Here is an 18,287-nt window from a genome sequence, read left to right as displayed (position 1 = left end):
CCCCCTCCCCCCCCCCCCCCCCCCCCCCCCCCCCCCCCCCCCCCCCCCCCCCCCCCCCCCCCCCCCCCCCCCCCCCCGCCTGTCGGTTCGGCACCCCGTGCTCATGTCGCGCGCCGGCCCATGCGTCGCGGGATGGGCGGCGCGCCCTCGGCGGCGCGCCGGTTCCTGCATCCCCTTTCGCGGTTCCTGTCTCGCCGCCCTCACGGCCGCGGCCTGCCGCCATGCGTCCCGGTTCGCGGGACGGCGGCGCGGCGCACCGGACAGGTTCCAGTACGGCTCGCTGCCAGGCAGGCGACCGGCTCTTGGCCCGTCTGCCCGCCTCGCTCCTCCATGCGCATCGCGGCCCGTGATCGACAGGCATCGCATCGCCGGAACTCATTACTGCTGCCGCTCAGTCCACGCGCAACTTCGGCGACGTGACGAGCGATCCCGATATCGTGCAATTCGGCGTAAGCAGCGCCGAAGAGAAAGTCAGCCCCGACGGGTTGTCGGCCCAGGGCAGCGCGTTGCTCCAGGCGGTTGTCACCTGGTTCGGTCCGCATGGACCGAACAGATTCCAGTTGATCGCCATGTTGTTGATGCTCAGCTGGGTCGACGTCTCGATCTGGCCGGTCCACATCGACGCGCTCGACGCGCTCGGCTGTGCCAGCTGGCAGAGCGGCGCGCCCGTCAGGCTCGCGGATGTGATCCACACGATGCCCGTCGGCGTGACCGTGCCGTTGATGCGCGTCGTGCAGTTGATCACGATCGACCCTTTCAGGTACGTCGTCGCCCCTGCCGCGGAAAAGGGCTCGCCGTTCGGATTCATCGGCTGTCCATCGGCGCGGGTCACGGTCACGGCCTGCGCCTGTGCCGTCATGGCGGCCGCGAGCGCGAACGCGACCAGCGACAAGACAAACTTGCTGGATTGCATAGGATTCCCCATCTCCAATGTCGGCAGCTCCGGCACCAGCCGTCTGCCGGTCCGTTCACCAGGCGGTGAACACATCACGATGCAACGACGTACCCAGGCTGGCTCGTGCGGGCGGACCCACCCCGGGCGGAATCTGAATCTGCAACTGAAACAACTGAAACGGCGGCGGCAAGGCACACGTGCCGCTCATCCAGCGGGCCCACGGAACGACGTATCCGATCCCGCAACACCGTCGCGCCCCTCGCCGGGGGCGTCGACGGCTTCCACACGGCACGACGCCATCGGGCGCGGCCACACCCCGCGCCCTTTTCCGCCGCGGCCCGGGCCGCCCGCCTCGCGACGAGCAGCCCGAGGGCCGGAATGGCGCCGTCATGCATGCGGCGGCTTGCCGGGCCGCCGCACGTCACCGCCTTACTGCACTTTGAACGCCGGCGACGTCGTCAGGGTGCCGTTGATCGTGCAATTCGGCGTCAGCGCCGCATTGTTGAAGGCCAGCGACGATGCCGTGTCGTTCCACGTCGTCGTGACCTTGCTCGGCCCGCAGGTGCCGAGAATCGACGCATTGACCTGAGCGTTGTTGATGGTCAGGTGCGTCGTGTCGTCGGCCTGGCCGGTCCACGGGTTGGTGCCGGTTGCGCTGCTCGTGATCAGGCCGCACAGGCCGCCGCCCGAGAACTGCGCCGAGGTGACCGTCACGATGCCGGACGACGTGATGGTGCCGTTGAAGGTCGACACGCAGGCGGCAGCCACGCCGCCCTTGTTGAGGTTGGTGGCGCCCGTCGCGGAGAACGGCTCGCCGTTCGGGTTCATCGCCTGGCCGTCGGCACGGGTAACCGTGACCGCCAGCGCGGGTGTAGCTGCAGCCGTTGCGAATGCAAGCGCGACAACGAACGAAACGATCTTACGAGTGCTCATGGGAACTGCCTCACTTGACGAATGGCGGCTTGCCGCCGGTTAAGCGACTTCGCGGTCCGGTGAACCCGGCCGCTCGGTCGCGGGATACCCGGGCGCCTCGACTGCGCGCCCGCGGATCAGAACTTGTAGGAAATCCCGACGAAGGTGATCAGCGGATCGGCCTTCAGACGCGTACGCGTGTTCGACAGCTCACTCCCGTCGGCCGCCTTGACGATGATCGACGAGTAGGTCTTGAGCGGCATGTAGGTCAGCGTCGCCGTGAGCCCGAGGTGCTTGGTCAGCGCATACGACGCACCGATGTTGTAGACCGGGGTCCACGACGACGACGCCTTGGCCTCGACCGAGGTCGGCCCCGGCTTGTTCGCGCCCGCCGCGAGCACGCTGCCGAGGTTCTCGTTGACGTCTCGCACGAAGTTGCCGTTCAGCTCGATGTTGGTGAACCAGCTGTACGCCACGCCGATGCCGACGAACGGCCGGAAGCGCGCGTTCGCGTTGTTGAAGTAGTACTGCAGGATCACGGTCGGGCTCCACTGCCGCGCGTTCTTCACGGCCGGCTGGTTCGCCGGCTTGTCGAGATCGACGTTGCCGAGCGAACCCGCCGGGCCGAACGGCTTGATCACGCCGTGGCCCGTCAGCGAGAACTCGGGCGGCACGCCGAGCACCGAGGTCACCGCGATGTGGTCCGTGAAAAAGTGCGTGAGCGTCAGGCCCACCGTATCCGCGTTGTTGACGGTCAGGCTCGTGCCCGGCGACGTGAACGAGCCGGGCAGCCGCAGCGGCGCGTTGATCGGCATGTTCGCGACCGTGGTCGTCAGGCCGTTGGTCGAATCCTGCGGCATGATGTGCAGCCAGCCGAGCGTCGCGACGTTGTCGCCCGCCTGCTGGGCCAGCGCGCCCGTCGACGCGCAAGCGACGACGCACGCAGCAATCAGCTTCTTCATGTGATCTCCTCGTCCTCTGCTCCGACGGAGCGCGCGCCGCGCGCCCCGCCTGTCTCCTTGTTGTATTTGCACGCTCACTGCACGAACGCGCCCACGGTGAAGTACGGGCTGCTCGCGTTGGCCATGTCGAGGAAGCCGAAGACGCCGCCGGTGAAGATGAACTTGCCGGTCGCGGGCCCCGAGGCCGCATCCGCGTGCACGGTCGTGACCACGCCCGGCACCGTCTGCGCGAAGTTCAGGTTGAGCGGACGCGTGAGGCCGGCCTGCGACGCGTTGAACGGATCGAGCAGGGTCGCCTGCGCGCCGACCATCGCGGTGGCGCGGTAGTCGAACTGGCTGTCGACGCCGGTGTACTCGCCGTCCTGGGAGCCGACCCACACCCGCGGGCTCAGCAGCGTGATGCCCGACTCGTCGTCGGCGACCGGCGAGCCGTTCTGCAGGCTCGCGTTCGCCGCGCCCGTGCGGATGAAGACCGGCACCAGCTGGTTGCGCAGCTTGCCGACGATCAGGATCCCCTTGCCCGCCTTGGTCGGATCGAGCGACGCCTGCGTCGCCGGAACCTGCGGCTGGTAATTGAGCGTCTGGAACGCCGACGCGTCGGAGCGCAGCTGGAACGGCTGGTTGACGATGGCCGTCGAGCTGAGCGGCTGACCGCCGTTCTTCTTGCCGAAGTTGTCGGTCTCCGTATAGCTGCCGTCGCCGCGAATCACGAACTGCTGGTCGATCGCGACCGGCGCGAACTTCTGCGACGGCACCTGGTGGTAGCCGAGCTGGTTGTAGGTGCCGGCGATCTTCGTCAGATCCGTCTCGACCGACGGGAAGGCGATGAACGGGTAGTACGGGAAAGTCGTCTTGTCGATCTGGCCGACGCCGATCACGCCGTCGAACTGGATCGTCGCGCCCGGGATCGCCCCGCCCATCACGCCTTCGCCAAGGAAAATCCGCGCCGGCCGGCTCGGATCGAGGCTGCCGTTGTTGAGGCGGAACGTGCACTGGTTGAGCTTCACGGTCGGCAGGCCGGTCTCGTCGCTCAGCGTGCCCGACATGACGTTGTTCGGCGCCGTGTCGCGCGTCGGCTGCACCGTGCCGGTCGTCTGCGGGATCGGCGACGCCAGGAAGGTGATCTGGTACGTCATCCTGGTGGTGTCGAGCTGCACCTTCACCAGTTCGCCGGAACCCGAGCCACCGGTGAAGACGGTGTTGTAGTCGATGGTCTGCGGGCACAGTCGCACCACGGGCGCGGGCGGCGGGTCGCCGTCGCCGCCGCACGCGGTCAACACGGGCGCCAACACGGCAATGGTCATCCACTTCTGCCAATACATAGGAATCCTCGATATTGTGATAACCGCGACGGCGCGCGCTGCGCCGTCGCCTGGTCCTGCGTTAGCGGACGAATGCGCCGACGGTGAAGAACGGATTCACCTGGCTGTTGTTGACCACCATGCCGTAGACATTGCCGACCTTGATCAGGTAGCCGGTGTCGCCCTTCTTGAAGATCGACACGGCGCCCGTGCTGCCCTGCGCGCGGAAGTCGCTCAGGACATTCACCTTGATCTTGCCGGGCGAGGCCTGCGAGTAATCGAGCGAGAGCTGCGAGCTCACCTGCGAGGTCTGCGGATCGATCAGCCCGGCGGTCGTGCCCTGGAACAAGGTCGAGGTGTAGTTGGCCGCCATCGTCGACACCGCCGTGCCGTCGTTGCACGAGCCGGCCTGCGATGCGAATGCGCCGTTCGCGAACACGCCCGGCAGGTCCGGATGCGCGATGTTCGGGTTGAAGGACGGTCCGGCCGCCGCCGAGGTGCCGAGGTTGCCGGTGAAACTCACCACGCCGCACGCGGAGGCGCTCGTCGCGCCGATGAAGCCGCCTTGCAGCGAATTCGCGGCGATCGGCGTGGACGGCGCGAGCACCGAGATGCCGACTTCCGCATCGGCGACCGAGGAGAGCAGCGAGTTCGGATCGATGTACGCGTAGCCGACGCGGATCACGACCGGCACCAGCACGCCGTTGAGCTTGCCCACGATCATGATGCCCTTCGCCTGGCTCGGGGTCACGATCACGAGGCCCGGCGCCTGCCCCGCGACCGGATACGACACCGCGCCGAACTGGTTGGCGACCGCATTGCTGACGAACACCGTATCGTTCGAGCCGTCGGCGTTCTTGCGCAGCGTCCACGGCGAGCCGGTCGTCTGGCACGAGTAGTCGCTGCCCGGGGTGATCGTGCACGAACCGTCCGCGTTGAAGGTCTGGTTCCAGTTGACCACGTCGGGTTCCCAGCCGATCGGCGACGAGCCGCTCTGGTAGTTGCCGCCGACGGGCGACATGTGGACGCCCAGTTCGTTGTAGTTGCCCGCGACCTTCGTGAAATCCGTCTCCGTGCTGGTGAAGCCGATGAACGGATAGAAATCGAAGGTGCGCGACGGCACTTTGCCGAGCCCGCCGAGCGCGGCGATGCCCGGGTAGGAGATCGTCGCACCGGGGATGGAGCCGCCCATCACGCCGCCGTTGCCGACGAAGATCATCGGCGGATCCGCGGGATTGATCGTGACCTTGTAGGTGCCGTCCGCCGTCGCGCCATTGTCGAGCACGAACGAGCAGCGGTTCTGCTCGGCGGTCGGCAGCGTCGTCGCGTTGTGGAACGTGCCGTTGATCGTGAGGCCGGCGCGCGTGGTGTTGATTTCGTCCGGAAGCGTCGGCACCGACGATTCGATGAACTGCATCTGGTAGGTCTTCTTGGTCGTGTCGAACCGGACCTTCAGGTATTCGCCGCTGCCGGCGCCGCCCGAATAGGTGCTCGTGTAGTCGAGCGATGCCGGGCACAGCGTGACATTCTGGCTCGGCGTCGTGTTCGATCCGCTCGCCGGGCAATTGCTGCCCGAGCACTGCGAGGCATTGATGGGACCCGGGTCGTCGCTGTTGCCGCCGCCGCATCCGGCGACAAACGGCATGGCGACCACCACGCAGGACAGGACGGCCGCGCACAGATTAGGAATGCAGAGCATTTCCCCTCCTTTTTCTTGAATACTGTTTCTCTTCCAGTGTCGCTCGACGGCGCACCGGTTGGTATGACGCCCGTCGCCGGGCGGGATTCGACTGCGTGTGGGAAGGCGCGACCGCCGCGATGCGCGAGCGTCACCGCGACGCGGCGCTTGCGCGCGGCGCCCTTGGGCGGTGAAAGCAGCTGGAATCCGGCGGCTCGCCGGTCACTCGGTCATGCGAAAACACGCGGTGAATAAACTCGCGCGTCTCCGATCAGATGGAAACGGTCGTCCTGACAACCCCTCGTATCTACGTATCATCCTTGTCTCCGTAGTCTGCGCTCGTCGTTATCGTGGCGCTTTGTTTTGTGTGACTATGATCCGACGATTCGAACAAGTAAATTGATACAGAATTCCAAACGTCGATCAGCCGCGAAGCCTTGTCCAACCAAGGCTCTTCACGTTTTTTCAAACACCATACTGGGTGTTGTCGAAATCATCCGTTCGCGCTTTCCCCCTGCTTTCGAACAGCTTGTGAATAAATGACGCGACGCGTCAATTTCACATCGATCATCAATGCGATTCGGCATTTTGGTTGTGGATGCAACGAGCGGTGTCGCGCGCGCCGTCCGACTCGCGCGATCGACGTATTCAGTTCGGGAAATACGACAGGCCCAGCGCGCCCTTCACCTCGCCGAGCGTCGCGGCGGCAACCTCGCGGGCGCGCTCCGTGCCCCGCCGCAGGATCGCCAGCACTTCCCCGCGCTCCTGTTCGAACGCGCGACGACGCGCGCGAATCGGCGCGAGCAGCGCCTGCAGCCGCTCGTCGAGCGCGCGTTTGACCACGCTGTCGCCGAGGCCGCCGCGCCGGTAATGCGCCTTGAGCGCCTCGACCGCCGCGACATCGGGTTCGAACGCATCGAGAAACGCGAACACCACGTTGCCCTCGACCTGGCCGGGGTCGCTCGCACGCACATGCCCGGGATCGGTGTACATCGCGTTCACGGCCCGCGTGATCTCGTCCGGACTCGCGCCGAGCGCGACCGCATTGCCGAGCGACTTGCTCATCTTCGCCTTGCCGTCGAGCCCGGGCAGGCGCGGCACCTGCGACAGCACCGCCTCGCATTCGACCAGCACCGGACGCTCGACCGTGGCGTTGAAGCGGCGCACCAGCTCGTTGGTCTGTTCGAGCATCGGCAATTGGTCCGCGCCGACCGGCACGTGGGTCGCCTTGAACGCGGCGATGTCGGCCGCCTGGCTCACGGGATAGGTGAGAAAGCCCGCGGGGATGTCACGCTCGAAGCCGCGCAGGCGAATCTCCTCCTTGATCGTCGGGTTGCGTTCGAGGCGCGCGACCGTGACGAGATTCAGCAAGTATTGCGAGAGCTCCGCCAATTCGGGCACCTGCGACTGGATGCAGATCGTCGACAGCTCGGGGTCGATGCCCGAGGCCAGGTAGTCGAGCGCCACCTCGATCACGTTGGCGGTCACGCGCCGGTGGCGACCGACGTTATCGGTCAGCGCCTGGGTGTCCGCGAGCAGCAGGAACTGCCGCGCTTCGTGCTGGAGCCGCACGCGCTCGCGCAGCGAGCCGATGTAGTGGCCGAGATGGAGCGGGCCGGTCGTGCGATCGCCGGTGAGAATGACGGGGAGAGGTGTGGACGTCATGGTCTGGCATTCCTGGTGGAAGCGACGTCACCAGCCATGAGTATCGATCGTTCAACGAACCGCCGCCATGACTGGCGGCATCGTGGTTTCGAAGTACGTAGGGAAACGGGCCGCCCGGGTCAGGCGCGCCACCAACGACGAAGAAGGAAAGGAGTCGGGGTCGTACACATGGCGAAAAGTATAGCGCAGCCGCGCCTTCCGTGCCCCGGCCCGCCACATCACGGCGCGCACCCGGTCGATCGCGCGGCGCGCCGCGACGCGCCGCGCGACGAACCGCTACAATCGCGCATCCGCTTCTCCACGCCCGAATCCGCGCCATGAAACCCTCCCTCGCCGCCGCGCTCGCCGCTCTCTTCATCTCGGCGAACGCGGCCGCCGACGCGGCCCCGCTCGCGTGCTCGACCGTCTACATCACCGGCGTCGCCGGGGCCGCGCAGAACGTCCGCGAGTACCTCGCGAGCGCCAACCGCTACCGCTATCTGGCCGACAACCCGATCCACTGCCAGGTGTCCGATGAAGGACGCGCCTCCGCCTGCGCCGGCGTGACCACCCTGTCGCGCGAGCGCGCCAGCGTGTACGACGACACGGACGACGACACCCTCGTCACCGTATCCGTGCGCGTGGAACTCGATCGCGGCACGTATCCCGTGATCGTCGCCGTGCCCCGCGCCGACGTGCGCTGCTCGCAGTAAGCGCGGCCGGCGGCGCGATGCAGGCCGCCCGGACGCAAGGCCGGGAGTCCGTTTCAGATGCGCGAGCCAGTCTCCGTATCGCGCATGACGTGTCCTGTCTCGTGAAGGCGTGAGATCGGGCGGGCCGCGTCGGTGTCGCGCGCTCAGCGCGTCGGTGGAATCAGCAGCGTGTCCGCCTGCTCGCCGCGCACGAGGCCGAGCGGCACCCGTGCGTCGGCAAGGTAGCGATAATCGCGCCGGCTCGCGGCAAGCTGCTCGCGCGCGATCCGCACGCGCAGCGTCGTCGGCCCCCGGCCGGCCGACGCGACGCACTCGCCGAACGGATCGAGCAGCGCCGATTCGCCGGCGAAGACCAGATCGTCGTCGCCCTCGCCGCAGCGGTTCACCATCACCGCGAACACCTGGTTCTCCATCGCGCGCGCGGCCATCGCACGGCGATGCACGGGGCCCAGCGGCTCCATGTTGCCGTTGGTGACGATCAGCAGATCCGCACCCAGCGAGGCCAGCGCCCGCGCGCCTTCGGGAAACTCGATGTCGTAGCAGATCTGCAGGCCGACCGTCATGCCGTTCCAGCGGCAGGTCGTGAAGCGATCGCCCGCCGTGAACACGCCGACGTCGGTCGCCCACAGATGCACCTTGCGGTAGCGCAGCGCGATCTCGCCGCGCGCATCGATCAGGACCGAGGTGTTGTAGCAGTGCCCGCCGTCGCGCTCCGCGAGCCCCACCGCGACCGCGACGCCCACCCGCCGGGCCGCCGCGCGGACCGCGCCGAGCGCCGCGCCGTCGAGCGGCTGCGCGATCGCGAACACGGTGTCGCGGGTCGGGAACCCGGACAACGTAGTCTCGGGAAACACGATCAGCGCCGTGCCGCCCGCGACATCCGCGGTCTCGATGCTGTCGATCACGAGTGCGGTATTGCGCTCGACGTCACCGTCGGTCAGCGCGAGTTGCGCGAGTTCCACCTGCATGTCGCCATCCTTTCGTCTGACGGGCCGCGGCCGCGTGCCGGCCGCGCCACCCCATGCCCGGATTATCGCGGCATTCTTTTTTTCGGTAACGCCCAATCGGGTTGCCTCATCGGAGACAGGCATGCGGCTCGAATGGCAGGATCTCGCCTTTCACCGAGAGATCGGCACCGTGATCGACGCGCTGGACGGGCCGCATTTCCGGGCGCGTCTCGTGCGCGTGCTCGAACGGCACGTGGCCGTGGACGCCTGGGTCGCGCTGCGCTTCGGCCGGCATACCGCGCCGCATGTCTGCGCGGAGCAGAGCCTGCCCGACGGACAGGTCGACCCGCGGTTCCAGGCCTACCTGACGACCTTCTGTCAACTCGATCCGTTCTATCTCGATGCATTCGGGCGCCGCGCATCGGGTTTCTTCACGCTGGCCGACGTCGCGCCCGACGCCGCGTGATGCGCGACGCGGGCGCGGGCTGCCCCATCCGCCGCGCGGACTACCGGTGGCCCGCGTAGTAGCGCGCGGCGGCGGCGATCTCGTCGAAGGTCATCTGCCGCGCGACGTTGCGCATCTGCTCGCTGATGTCGTTATGCCGCGCGCCCGACGCGAACGCCTGCAACTGCGCCGCGATGTAGACCTCGGGCTCGCCTTCGAGCCACGGCCCGCCGACCTTGTTGTCCATGCCGCCGTGGCACGACGCGCACGGCGCGATGTTGCGCATCGGCGCGCCGCTCGCGACGATCAGCGGCGGATTTGGAGCGGGCTTCGTCGCCACGCGCGGCAGATACGCGTAGTACGCCGCGAGATCGCGCATGTCCTGATCGGACAGATTCACGACCATCGGCTCCATCACCGCGTTGGTGCGCGCGCCGCTCTGGAAGTCCTTCAGCTGCTTGTAGACGACGGCCGCATACTGGCCCGCGAGGTTCGGCGAATTGGCGTCGCTCATGCCGCGTTCACCGTGGCACATCGTGCAGCGCATCGCGAGTGTCGCGCCGCGTCCGATCGACAGGCTGTCGGCCCCCGCCATCATCTGCGGCGTGACGACCACCCCGCTCGTCTTGATCACGGCGGGCTCCGGCCGCGACGGCAGCCACGCGCCCGGCACGCCGGCCGCGGAGCAGATCGCATTCCAGAGGCCCTGGAACTGCGCATCCTTCTGCGCGGACGGCAGCCAGACGAAGCCGATCAGCACCGAGCTGACCACCGCGAGCAGCACGAGCCCGACGCTCACCGTGAACCAGCGGTTGCGAAGCGAAAACAGACGTTCCGTGCTCATCGCGGCGTCCCCAGGTAGATGGCCGGCACCGACGGCTGCTTGAGCGACATCAGTTGCGCGATCGGATAGCCGTAGTTGACGGCCGTGAGACAGATCATCAGCGCGATCCACAGCGCGAAGCTGTTGAGCGCGACGGGCAGCGTCTTCGGTTCGTGCACGGCCGCGCTGAACGTGAACTCGGCGGGCTTGACCTTCGGGCCGCGATGGCTGCGGATCAGCACGACGAAGAACAGCACGGCCGATGCGGCGAGGATCAGCGCGCCGATGACCGACAGGATCACCCAGATCGCCTGCGGCGCGAGCGCGGGATCGCTGTAGTCGTAATAGGCCATGCGGCGCGGCATGCCGAGGATGCCGACGTAGTGCCACGGGAACGTCGTGACGATCATGCCGATGAACCACAGCCACAGCTGCGTTCGCACGAGGCGCACGCTGGCGAGCGCGCGGCCCGTCAGGTGCGGCCACAGTTCATAGGCGATCGCGAAGTACATGATGACGACCGCGCCGCCGAAGATCAGGTGGAAGTGGCCCGTGATCCACTGCGTGTTGTGGATCGTCGAATCGAGCTGGTAGCTCATGTTGATGATCCCGCCCGCGCCGCCGAAGCCGAGCATCACGAACGAGAACGCCACCGCCAGCATCATCGGCTCGCGCCACGGCAGCGCGCGCAGCCAGCCGAACATGCCCTTGCCGCCGCGCAGCCGCGCGGCGATCTCGACCGAGGCGCACACCGTGAACACGGTGAGGATCGTCGGCACCGCGACGAGCGCCGTGAACACCGACTGCAGGAACTTGAACCCGGAGCCGATCTGCGGATCCGCGAACAGATGGTGGATGCCGATCGGCATCGCGCCGACGAGGAACAGGATGAACGAGATGCGCGCCATCCCGTCGCTGTACAGCTTGCCGCCGATCGCGCGCGGCACGAGCGTGTAGTACGCGATATACGCGGGGATCAGCCAGAAGTAGACGATCGCGTGCAGCGTCCACGAGAAGAACACGCGCGCGAGCCCCGCGTCGATCGTGGTCGTGAGCCCGACCGCGGCGGGCAGGATCTGGAACAGGATCTCGATCGCGGCGCCGATCGAGGTCCAGCCCCACAGATACGCGCCCGCGACGTTCGCGAACATCGCGAGCGGAATCGGCGCGCCCGGATGGGCCCTCTTCCACACGTAGAGGTTCGCCGACATCAACGCGACCCACACCCACGAGCCGACGACGACCAGCACGACGCCGAGGTAGTAGAACGGATTGCCGATCATCGGCGGGTAGAACGTATAGAGCACCGACGACAGGCCGAGCGACACGGGCGCCATCGCCACGACCGAGCCGACCGCGATCAGCCAGAAACCCGTCCACGCCCAGCGGCGGCCGACGAGCGGCATCTTGAGCGCGAGTTCGCTGATCGCGTAGCCGAAGCCCATCGCGATCATCGTCGGAAACACGTAGCCCATCACCGAGCCGTGCGCGGTCACCGAGCGGTAGTACAGCTCGGGATTGCCGAGCCAGGGATGCAGCGGGCTGCGCGCGAGCATCTGCCACGCGCCGAGCAGCAGCGCGACGCCGAACAGCGCGAACGCGAACCAGAAATGGGCGAGCACCAGTCGATTATTCTTTAACACAGCTCAGTCTCCGCGCGCCGGACGCGAGTTTGTCGAATTCCGCACGGTCGATCACCTTCACGTGCGCCCACATCGCCTCATGCCCGGTGCCGCAGTATTCGTGGCAAGGCATCAGGTGATCCCGCGGCTTGTCGAACGTCGTCCTGAAGGTCGCGACGTAGCCGGGTTCGAGCATCGAATTGATGTTGGTGTCGGTGATCAGGAAGCCGTGCACCACGTCGGCGCTGGTCGCGCGGAACGTGACGGGGGTGTTCGCCGGCACCAGGATGCATTGCGGCGTGAACGAGTACTGCTGGCCGATCACGCGCACCGTGACCGAGCCGTCGGGCTCGCGCGCGGTGCCGAGATTGCTCTCGATGAATTCGCCCGAGACATGCAGGGTCGTCGGGTCGATGGTCTCGACGCGCGACGGCGGCATCATGGCCCAGTGCAGGCCGGTGAACACCGTGACGGCGACGAGCAGGATCATCAGGCCGACGGCCAGGATCGCCCACCTGCGTTCGATCCGCGCCGCGAGCTGCGCGCCGTCGAGACGGTCTGGCAAAGGTTGTTTTGACATGGGAGCCGGATTACTGGATCACGCCGCGAGGCAGGAAAACGAAGAAATAGAAGACGAACCACAGCGCGATCACGATCGCGGTCGCGGTGCCGGCCAGCGCGAGCGCGCCGCGCGGGCCCGCGCGGACGATCTCGTCGACCGCGTCGTCGTGCGCGGCAGGGTCGCCGCCCTGGCGTTGGGAAGAGTCGCTCATGATGTCCTCAGTAGAGCGGGGCGGAACGCAGCGCATTGGCTTCCTTCGCGGAAACCGGCGCGCCGCGATTGCCCCAGGCGGTCCGGATGAACGTCGTCACGGCCGCCACCTCGTCGTCCGACAGCGACTGGGCGAAAGGCGGCATGCCGTAGGGTTCGGGGTTCTTCGCGGTGCCGGGCGCGTAGCCGCCGTTCAGCACCATGCGGATCGGGTTGACCGCGGAGGTCATCTGGATCGACTGGTTGCCCGCGAGCGGCGGGAACGCCGGCGTCTTGCCGAGCCCGTTCCTGCCGTGGCAGCTCGCGCACTGCGCGTCGTAGATCTTGCCGCCGAGCTTATAGAGGCGCGTCTGCTCCGAGGCGGACATCGTCGTCTTGCGCGCCGGCGCCGCATCGCCGCCGCGCGGCGCCAGCGACTTCAGGTAGACGGCCATCGCGCGCACGTCGTCGTCGGACAGATGCTGCAGGCTGTCGTAGACGACTTCCGCCATCGGGCCGTACACCGTGCCGCGATGCGAAGCGCCGGTTTGCAGCAGCGCCGAGATCTCGACGATGCTCCAGTCGCCGAGCCCCGCCTCGCGGTTCGACGTGAGCGACGGCGCGTACCACGCCTGCATCGGGATCAACCCGCCTTCGAACGCATTCGCCTCCGAACTGCCGCCGAGCGCATTGATCGCGGTGTGGCACATCGAGCAGTGGCCGAGCCCCTGCACGAGATACGCGCCGCGGTTCCATTCGACCGATTTCGTGCTGTCCGGCCGATACTCGCCCTCCTTGAAGTACAGCGTGCGCCAGCCGATCAGCAGCTGACGGTTGTTGTACGGGAAGCGCAGGTCGTGCGGCCGGTTCGCGAACTTCACGGGCGGCACCGAGCGCAGGTACGCGAAGATCGCGTCGGAATCCGCGCGCGTGACCTTCGTGTAGGCGCCGAACGGCATCGCCGGATACAGCAGCGAGCCGTCGCGCGAACGGCCGGTGTGCATCATCGTGTAGAACTCGTCGGCGCTCCATTTGCCGATTCCGGTCGCGTCGTCGGGCGTGATGTTCGGGGAGTACAGCGTGCCGAACGGCGTCGGCATCGCGCGGCCGCCCGCGAAGAGCTTGTCGCCCGGGATCGTGTGGCAGGCGATGCAGTCGCCCGCGCGGGCCAGGTATTCGCCGCGCCGGACGGTCGACGCATCGCTCGACGGCTGCGCGGACACCGCGCCCGCGGCGGTCAGCAGCATGCCGACGAAGGCGAGCGCGCGGCGCAGTTTCGTGATCAGTTGCGTGTGCACCGAGGTCTCCATTAGCGGATCTCGCCGCCGCACACGAGCGGCATGGTGAGCGAGCCCGCGGGCGCGGGCGACGGGTTGGCCGGCGCGGGCCGCGACGCGAGCCAGGCGGCGATCGCGGTCACGTCGGTGTCGGTGAGCCCGGAAGCGACCTGCTGCATGCAGTCGGGCGCGCGCGAGGTGCGCGTGCCGTAACGCCAGGCGCCGAGCTGTGCGCTCAGGTATTCCGCGTGCAGGCCGAGCAGCCCGGGTACGCCGGGCTCCATGCCCGTGAGCGCCGCGCCGTGGCATGACACGCACGCGGGCAGCTTGCGCGCGGGGTCGCCCGTCTTCACGAGCTGCTGGCCGCGCGCCAGCACCTCGGGCGCGACCGTGGACGCCCCGAGCGTCGGGAACGGCGGACGCTGGCTCGCGAAGTGATCGGCGATGCGCTGCAGGTAAGGGTCCGGAAGGTAGGCGAGCAGGTAGTTCATCGGCGGGTACTTGCGGCGGCCGTCGCGGAACGCGACGAGCTGCTCGTACAGGTAGCCGGCCGGCTTGCCCGACAGGCGCGGGAAGTAGTCGTTCGACGTCCCCTCGCCCTGCTGGCCGTGGCATGCGGCGCAGGCCAGCACGCGGGCTTCCATCGTGTCCGGCGCGCGCTCCTGCGGCTCCCGGGCGGACGCCGACTGGCTCAGCAAGCCGCACAGCACGGTGAGTACTGCAGTGGATCTCAAGGTCACTGTCATCTTCTCTGGCGAGGCACCCCGTTCCCGCTGTCACGCGAGCGACCCCCCGCGAATCGTTGGCGCGAGCGGGCACGCCGCCGGCACCATCGCCTTCGTTGGTCTTAAGGGAACCTGTTATTCAAATTTTTCTGCGCCCCGAAAATCTCACGGGCGTCGTGCGCTCGTATTGATGCACGTCAATTGAATGCGCGACTTCGTGGGCAAGGGGTGGAACTGCGGTCGCGGTTTGGACGTTTTTGGCGGCGGGTTGTTTGCGCGCAAGGAGGGCGCGGTGGGGGCTGTTTGGGCGGGTGGCGACGCATGGCACGATGGCGGAGGCGGAAGCCGCGCGGCGGGGGCGGTTGATGCGCCACGGGCGGGCGTGGATCGAGACTGCGTGCCCTGCGCGGACGAGATGCGGTGCTCAGCGCTGATTCGCGGCGACTGCGCGCGCGGGTTCGACGCGCTCGTCGCGCCTTACTTCGTGCCGAAGCGCTCCATCGTGGAGCGCAGCGTTGCGCCGCAGCTCGTGCGGTGGCCGTCGAATGCCACGGCCCGGCCGTCGATCACGAAGTTCGGATCGCCCTCGACGATGACACAGGCTTGATGTCCGGCGATCGGACACGTGCAGCCGTCGCCGACGCGGGCGACGGCGCGTCCGTCCACGACGAATCCCACGTCGCCGGTTTCCACGACACCGCCGTGGCTGGTCGGGTCGCCGACGCGTATGACGTTCCTCATAGGGCACTCCGTGGAAGTGGATTGGATTCAGGCGGGGTCGTCGTCAGGCATTCGCGCAGGCGTCGCGTCTGTGTCGTTCGTCGGATCGGATCCCACGAGTCGCCACGTCGTCGGCACGTCGTATCGGGCCGGCTTTCCGAACAACCGGTCGGCCAGGGTCCGGCCGCGCAGGATCGTCGCGACCGGCATCGGCGATCCTGCGACAAAATACCGCCGCCCGCCTCCGGCGAGTTCGTTGCCGTTTGCTTCGGGACACGTCCACCAACCGGTTTGAGGACACGCCGAACCTGTTTGCACGAGCGTGCCCAACGGCATGGTCGGAGGCGGTGCGGCGCGCGATACCTTCGCATCGCTGGTCGGGCGCAGACGGATCGATTTCACCACCGCGTCGAATATCGCGATGGCTTCTTCGTCGCTCAGGTTCGGGCGCTGCCACTCTCCACCTTTCGCTTGCAGTCCGCTCTCGAATTCCACGGTCAAATCGGCATTGAGCGGTTGGCGCAGCGTGCCTTGCGCCTCCCATTGGAACTGATGCGAACGGAATCCATGGTTGGTCGGGAATGACCACAGGATCTCTTCGCCATCACGGCCGTTCACCGTACGCTTGCCACGGCGCAGCGTCTTGACCAGGATGAAGTTGGTGGGCAACCAGGCGCTGCCGACACGCTGGAGCAGGGTCTTTTCGCCGGCTTTGGTCGTGGTGCTCGCGCTCACCGTGATGAGGATGCCCGGCCATTGTGGAAACTTGAAGCTCATCCCTGAGTCTTCGTATTGCTCGGTCGTGCCGTCGTCGTCGATAAATCCATCCTTGAGACAAAACCCCGGCTGCGAAGGGATATCGTCGGCATCACGCGCGTGGAGATTCGGCAGCACCCTTGTTTTCATTGTGGACAAGACTTCGTCATATTTATCCAGCATCGTGGCCGCTTGAGTCATTTCGAACGCACGCCCCCCATCCCATCGATGGGCCTCAAACCCCAGCGACTGACGAGTCAGCAATTGGCGCTCCAACTCGAAAACCCAGATTGATTCGCTTATCCGCCCGCCTCCCCTCAGCGAGTATCCATTCTTTTGCTTTCCCGACCTGATCGCCGCTTCGCGCTGCTCGACGTACCTATCAAACTCGCCCTTAGACAACGAGGACGACTTTATATATTCATACTTGTATCTCGATGCGTAGCCATTAACTTGAGCGCCAACCGGAATATCCGCCAAATAGCGCCCGAAACAATAGGTTTTTGTTTCACTCATCACAGGCTCTCCCGCATGACACACCGACAATAAAAAGCAGACACAAAGAATTTGAATAACCGATCGAATGAACACATCAATCCCCGTTTGATGAAGATTTACCTACAACCGGAGCCAACTGCACAATCTTCGCGATGCAATAAATTGTATTACTGAGCACATTTTTATTTCCGTAACTCCCCGAGTGATCGAATCCGATCATGCCGAATACTTTGGGTGTCGGCGTCGCATCGGCAATCAATGCCCCAGATTCGAGAGCGACAGTCCCATCGCCTGAATTGGCGGCACCACTCGTAGCCGGACTTTGGTGATTTTCCAATCTCATGCTTACTTTCTGCTCACCAAAGGCGAGCACTGCACGACCAAGCCGCGTGAACGACTGTGACTTAGCATTGTTCAAATCTGATTCCACTTCGGCCCCCACTTCATCCGAAGTCGCCCACACCACGCGACCAAACGACACCTGTCCTGGATCGCTGCCATAGTGTGCGAATGTGACGGGATGACAATCTAACTGGACTCGATCATGAAATAGCCGTGCATCTGCAATGGCGTCTTCGTACATCGCGAAAGCACTTGTATTGTTTTCTTTGGCAAGATCCGCCGGATCGATCAACGTCTCATCGATCATCCCCCACCACACATCCTGCACTCGCTTCGCATAGATCTCCGCATACGGATCGGAGATCGGCATCGGCGGCATCAGCTCCCGTGTTTCCCCGTTCCTCCGCTGCTCGAAGCGGAGCCAGCCGGGAGGATGGTGTTTCGTCGGCAGCAGTTCCAGCGGGCCCGGGGAATTCGCCATCACGCACGTCACATCGGCTGCGCTCCACCCCGTCACGACGGCTGCTGCCGCCCCGCCGATATCGGACCAACCGTTCACTTCCGTCCCCGAGCGCAGGCGCCGATAAACCACGGGAGCGCCACCGACGGGCTGCACCCCGTGTACGACGCCCAGAATGCTGTCGGGCGCCTTCTGCGCCGCGCGCCGAGCGACCATTCCGCCCATCGAATGCGTAACGACGATGACCTTGTCAGTCGAAATCCAGTAGCTATCCTTCTTATACCAATCGATCGCCTCTTGAATACGGGCGATCAGTCGATCAGACGACAGCTCGCTGCTTTCGAGCCAGTTATAGCCGCATGCCCATACCGGATAGAAATAGTCGTCCAGCCGATTGAACTCCTGCTCGCTCAACGGCGGAACGTCGGTATTCACCGGGCGCCAATCCTGCTCCACGACATCGACCATCTCCTCCGACGTGGAACCGCTTTTGCGCTTCAGCGTCCGTGCAATCTCCCAGACGGGTAATGGCTTGCAGTCCTTCGTTCCAGCATCGGCGTATTGTTCGTTCAGCGCCATTTCCAGTTCGGCCAGGACCGTGCCGTAACTGCCGAGGTGGATCTCTCCCCATCCGCGACGTTTCGCTTCGCTTTTCGTCAGCGTGTACAGACTCCGAGGCACGTGAACGTCGCCATCATCATCCACCTCGACCTTTGACGAAGTCATCTGGATCTGCCGATCCTTCGGACTTTGCCTGATCCTGCGTCCCACTTCGATCAAGCCATCGATGATTCCATTGGGCGGTCTCCACGCTGG

At 66.0% G+C, this 18,287-nt stretch carries 17 protein-coding genes and 2 pseudogenes; 3 read left to right on the top strand and 16 right to left on the bottom strand.

Annotation, left to right across the window (positions count from 1 at the left end; all coding sequences use genetic code 11):
* Positions 1-350 (top strand): annotated as a pseudogene (locus AC1RQF_RS32060) (hypothetical protein); the annotation flags it as partial.
* Positions 351-391: 41 nt separating this feature from the next.
* On the opposite strand, the gene AC1RQF_RS32055 reads toward AC1RQF_RS32060, so the two are convergent.
* From AC1RQF_RS32055 to trpS, 6 genes are all read right to left on the bottom strand, one after another.
* Positions 392-913 (bottom strand): PraA/PraB family alkane oxidation protein activator, encoded by a 522-nt coding sequence (locus tag AC1RQF_RS32055; protein WP_274001447.1) that lies wholly within the window; start codon positions 911-913, stop codon positions 392-394.
* A gap of 411 nt (positions 914-1,324) precedes the next feature.
* The gene (locus AC1RQF_RS32050) at positions 1,325-1,828 is read right to left on the bottom strand and encodes a PraA/PraB family alkane oxidation protein activator (RefSeq protein ID WP_274001446.1); all 504 of its coding nucleotides are present in this window, start codon (positions 1,826-1,828) and stop codon (positions 1,325-1,327) included.
* A 116-nt stretch (positions 1,829-1,944) separates the two neighbouring features.
* Positions 1,945-2,769, bottom strand: a complete 825-nt coding sequence (locus tag AC1RQF_RS32045) for an OmpW/AlkL family protein (protein ID WP_274001444.1) — start codon at positions 2,767-2,769, stop codon at positions 1,945-1,947.
* Positions 2,770-2,843: 74 nt separating this feature from the next.
* Positions 2,844-4,091, bottom strand: a complete 1,248-nt coding sequence (locus AC1RQF_RS32040; RefSeq protein WP_492874094.1) for a DUF2957 domain-containing protein — start codon at positions 4,089-4,091, stop codon at positions 2,844-2,846.
* A gap of 61 nt (positions 4,092-4,152) precedes the next feature.
* Positions 4,153-5,769 (bottom strand): DUF2957 domain-containing protein, encoded by a 1,617-nt coding sequence (locus AC1RQF_RS32035; protein WP_492874092.1) that lies wholly within the window; start codon positions 5,767-5,769, stop codon positions 4,153-4,155.
* A 627-nt stretch (positions 5,770-6,396) separates the two neighbouring features.
* Positions 6,397-7,413, bottom strand: a complete 1,017-nt coding sequence (gene trpS / locus AC1RQF_RS32030; protein ID WP_492874091.1) for a tryptophan--tRNA ligase — start codon at positions 7,411-7,413, stop codon at positions 6,397-6,399.
* Between the two features lie 317 nt (positions 7,414-7,730).
* Here trpS and AC1RQF_RS32025 point away from each other — a divergent pair, with 317 nt between their 5' ends.
* Complete coding sequence (locus AC1RQF_RS32025) at positions 7,731-8,105, top strand: hypothetical protein (RefSeq protein WP_274001440.1); 375 nt, start codon at positions 7,731-7,733, stop codon at positions 8,103-8,105.
* Between the two features lie 143 nt (positions 8,106-8,248).
* Here AC1RQF_RS32025 and AC1RQF_RS32020 read toward each other — a convergent pair whose 3' ends face one another.
* Complete coding sequence (locus tag AC1RQF_RS32020; protein ID WP_492874089.1) at positions 8,249-9,073, bottom strand: nitrilase-related carbon-nitrogen hydrolase; 825 nt, start codon at positions 9,071-9,073, stop codon at positions 8,249-8,251.
* A 121-nt stretch (positions 9,074-9,194) separates the two neighbouring features.
* Between AC1RQF_RS32020 and AC1RQF_RS32015 the strand changes: the two are divergent.
* Positions 9,195-9,509, top strand: a pseudogene (locus AC1RQF_RS32015) (helix-turn-helix transcriptional regulator); the annotation flags it as partial.
* A gap of 49 nt (positions 9,510-9,558) precedes the next feature.
* On the opposite strand, the gene AC1RQF_RS32010 reads toward AC1RQF_RS32015, so the two are convergent.
* From AC1RQF_RS32010 to AC1RQF_RS31970, 9 genes are all read right to left on the bottom strand, one after another.
* A complete protein-coding gene (locus tag AC1RQF_RS32010; protein WP_492874087.1) occupies positions 9,559-10,341 on the bottom strand; it encodes a c-type cytochrome in 783 nt (260 codons plus the stop codon).
* Positions 10,338-11,963, bottom strand: coding sequence for a b(o/a)3-type cytochrome-c oxidase subunit 1 (locus AC1RQF_RS32005; protein WP_492874085.1), 1,626 nt, complete (start codon positions 11,961-11,963; stop codon positions 10,338-10,340). Before AC1RQF_RS32005 ends, AC1RQF_RS32010 begins: the two co-directional genes overlap by 4 nt.
* On the bottom strand, positions 11,950-12,507 hold the full coding sequence (locus tag AC1RQF_RS32000) for a cupredoxin domain-containing protein (protein WP_274004443.1): 558 nt from the start codon (positions 12,505-12,507) through the stop codon (positions 11,950-11,952). The genes AC1RQF_RS32005 and AC1RQF_RS32000 overlap by 14 nt, the downstream gene beginning before the upstream one ends.
* A 25-nt stretch (positions 12,508-12,532) precedes the next feature.
* Complete coding sequence (locus tag AC1RQF_RS31995) at positions 12,533-12,715, bottom strand: hypothetical protein (RefSeq protein ID WP_274001436.1); 183 nt, start codon at positions 12,713-12,715, stop codon at positions 12,533-12,535.
* Positions 12,716-12,722: 7 nt separating this feature from the next.
* Positions 12,723-14,003: a c-type cytochrome gene (locus AC1RQF_RS31990; RefSeq protein ID WP_274001435.1), complete on the bottom strand. Its 1,281-nt coding sequence runs from the start codon at positions 14,001-14,003 to the stop codon at positions 12,723-12,725.
* Positions 14,003-14,710, bottom strand: a complete 708-nt coding sequence (locus AC1RQF_RS31985; RefSeq protein WP_492874083.1) for a c-type cytochrome — start codon at positions 14,708-14,710, stop codon at positions 14,003-14,005. Before AC1RQF_RS31985 ends, AC1RQF_RS31990 begins: the two co-directional genes overlap by 1 nt.
* Positions 14,711-15,172: 462 nt before the next feature.
* Complete coding sequence (locus AC1RQF_RS31980) at positions 15,173-15,436, bottom strand: PAAR domain-containing protein (RefSeq protein ID WP_274001433.1); 264 nt, start codon at positions 15,434-15,436, stop codon at positions 15,173-15,175.
* A 27-nt stretch (positions 15,437-15,463) separates the two neighbouring features.
* Complete coding sequence (locus AC1RQF_RS31975) at positions 15,464-16,687, bottom strand: T6SS immunity protein Tli4 family protein (protein WP_492874081.1); 1,224 nt, start codon at positions 16,685-16,687, stop codon at positions 15,464-15,466.
* Between the two features lie 76 nt (positions 16,688-16,763).
* Positions 16,764-18,287, bottom strand: a 1,524-nt coding sequence (locus AC1RQF_RS31970; RefSeq protein WP_492874080.1) for an esterase/lipase family protein, incomplete at its 5' end; no start/stop codon positions are given.

The organism is Burkholderia sp. GW821-FHT14F03 (assembly GCF_058803765.1).
This window is presented reverse-complemented; position numbering and strand designations above follow the sequence as displayed.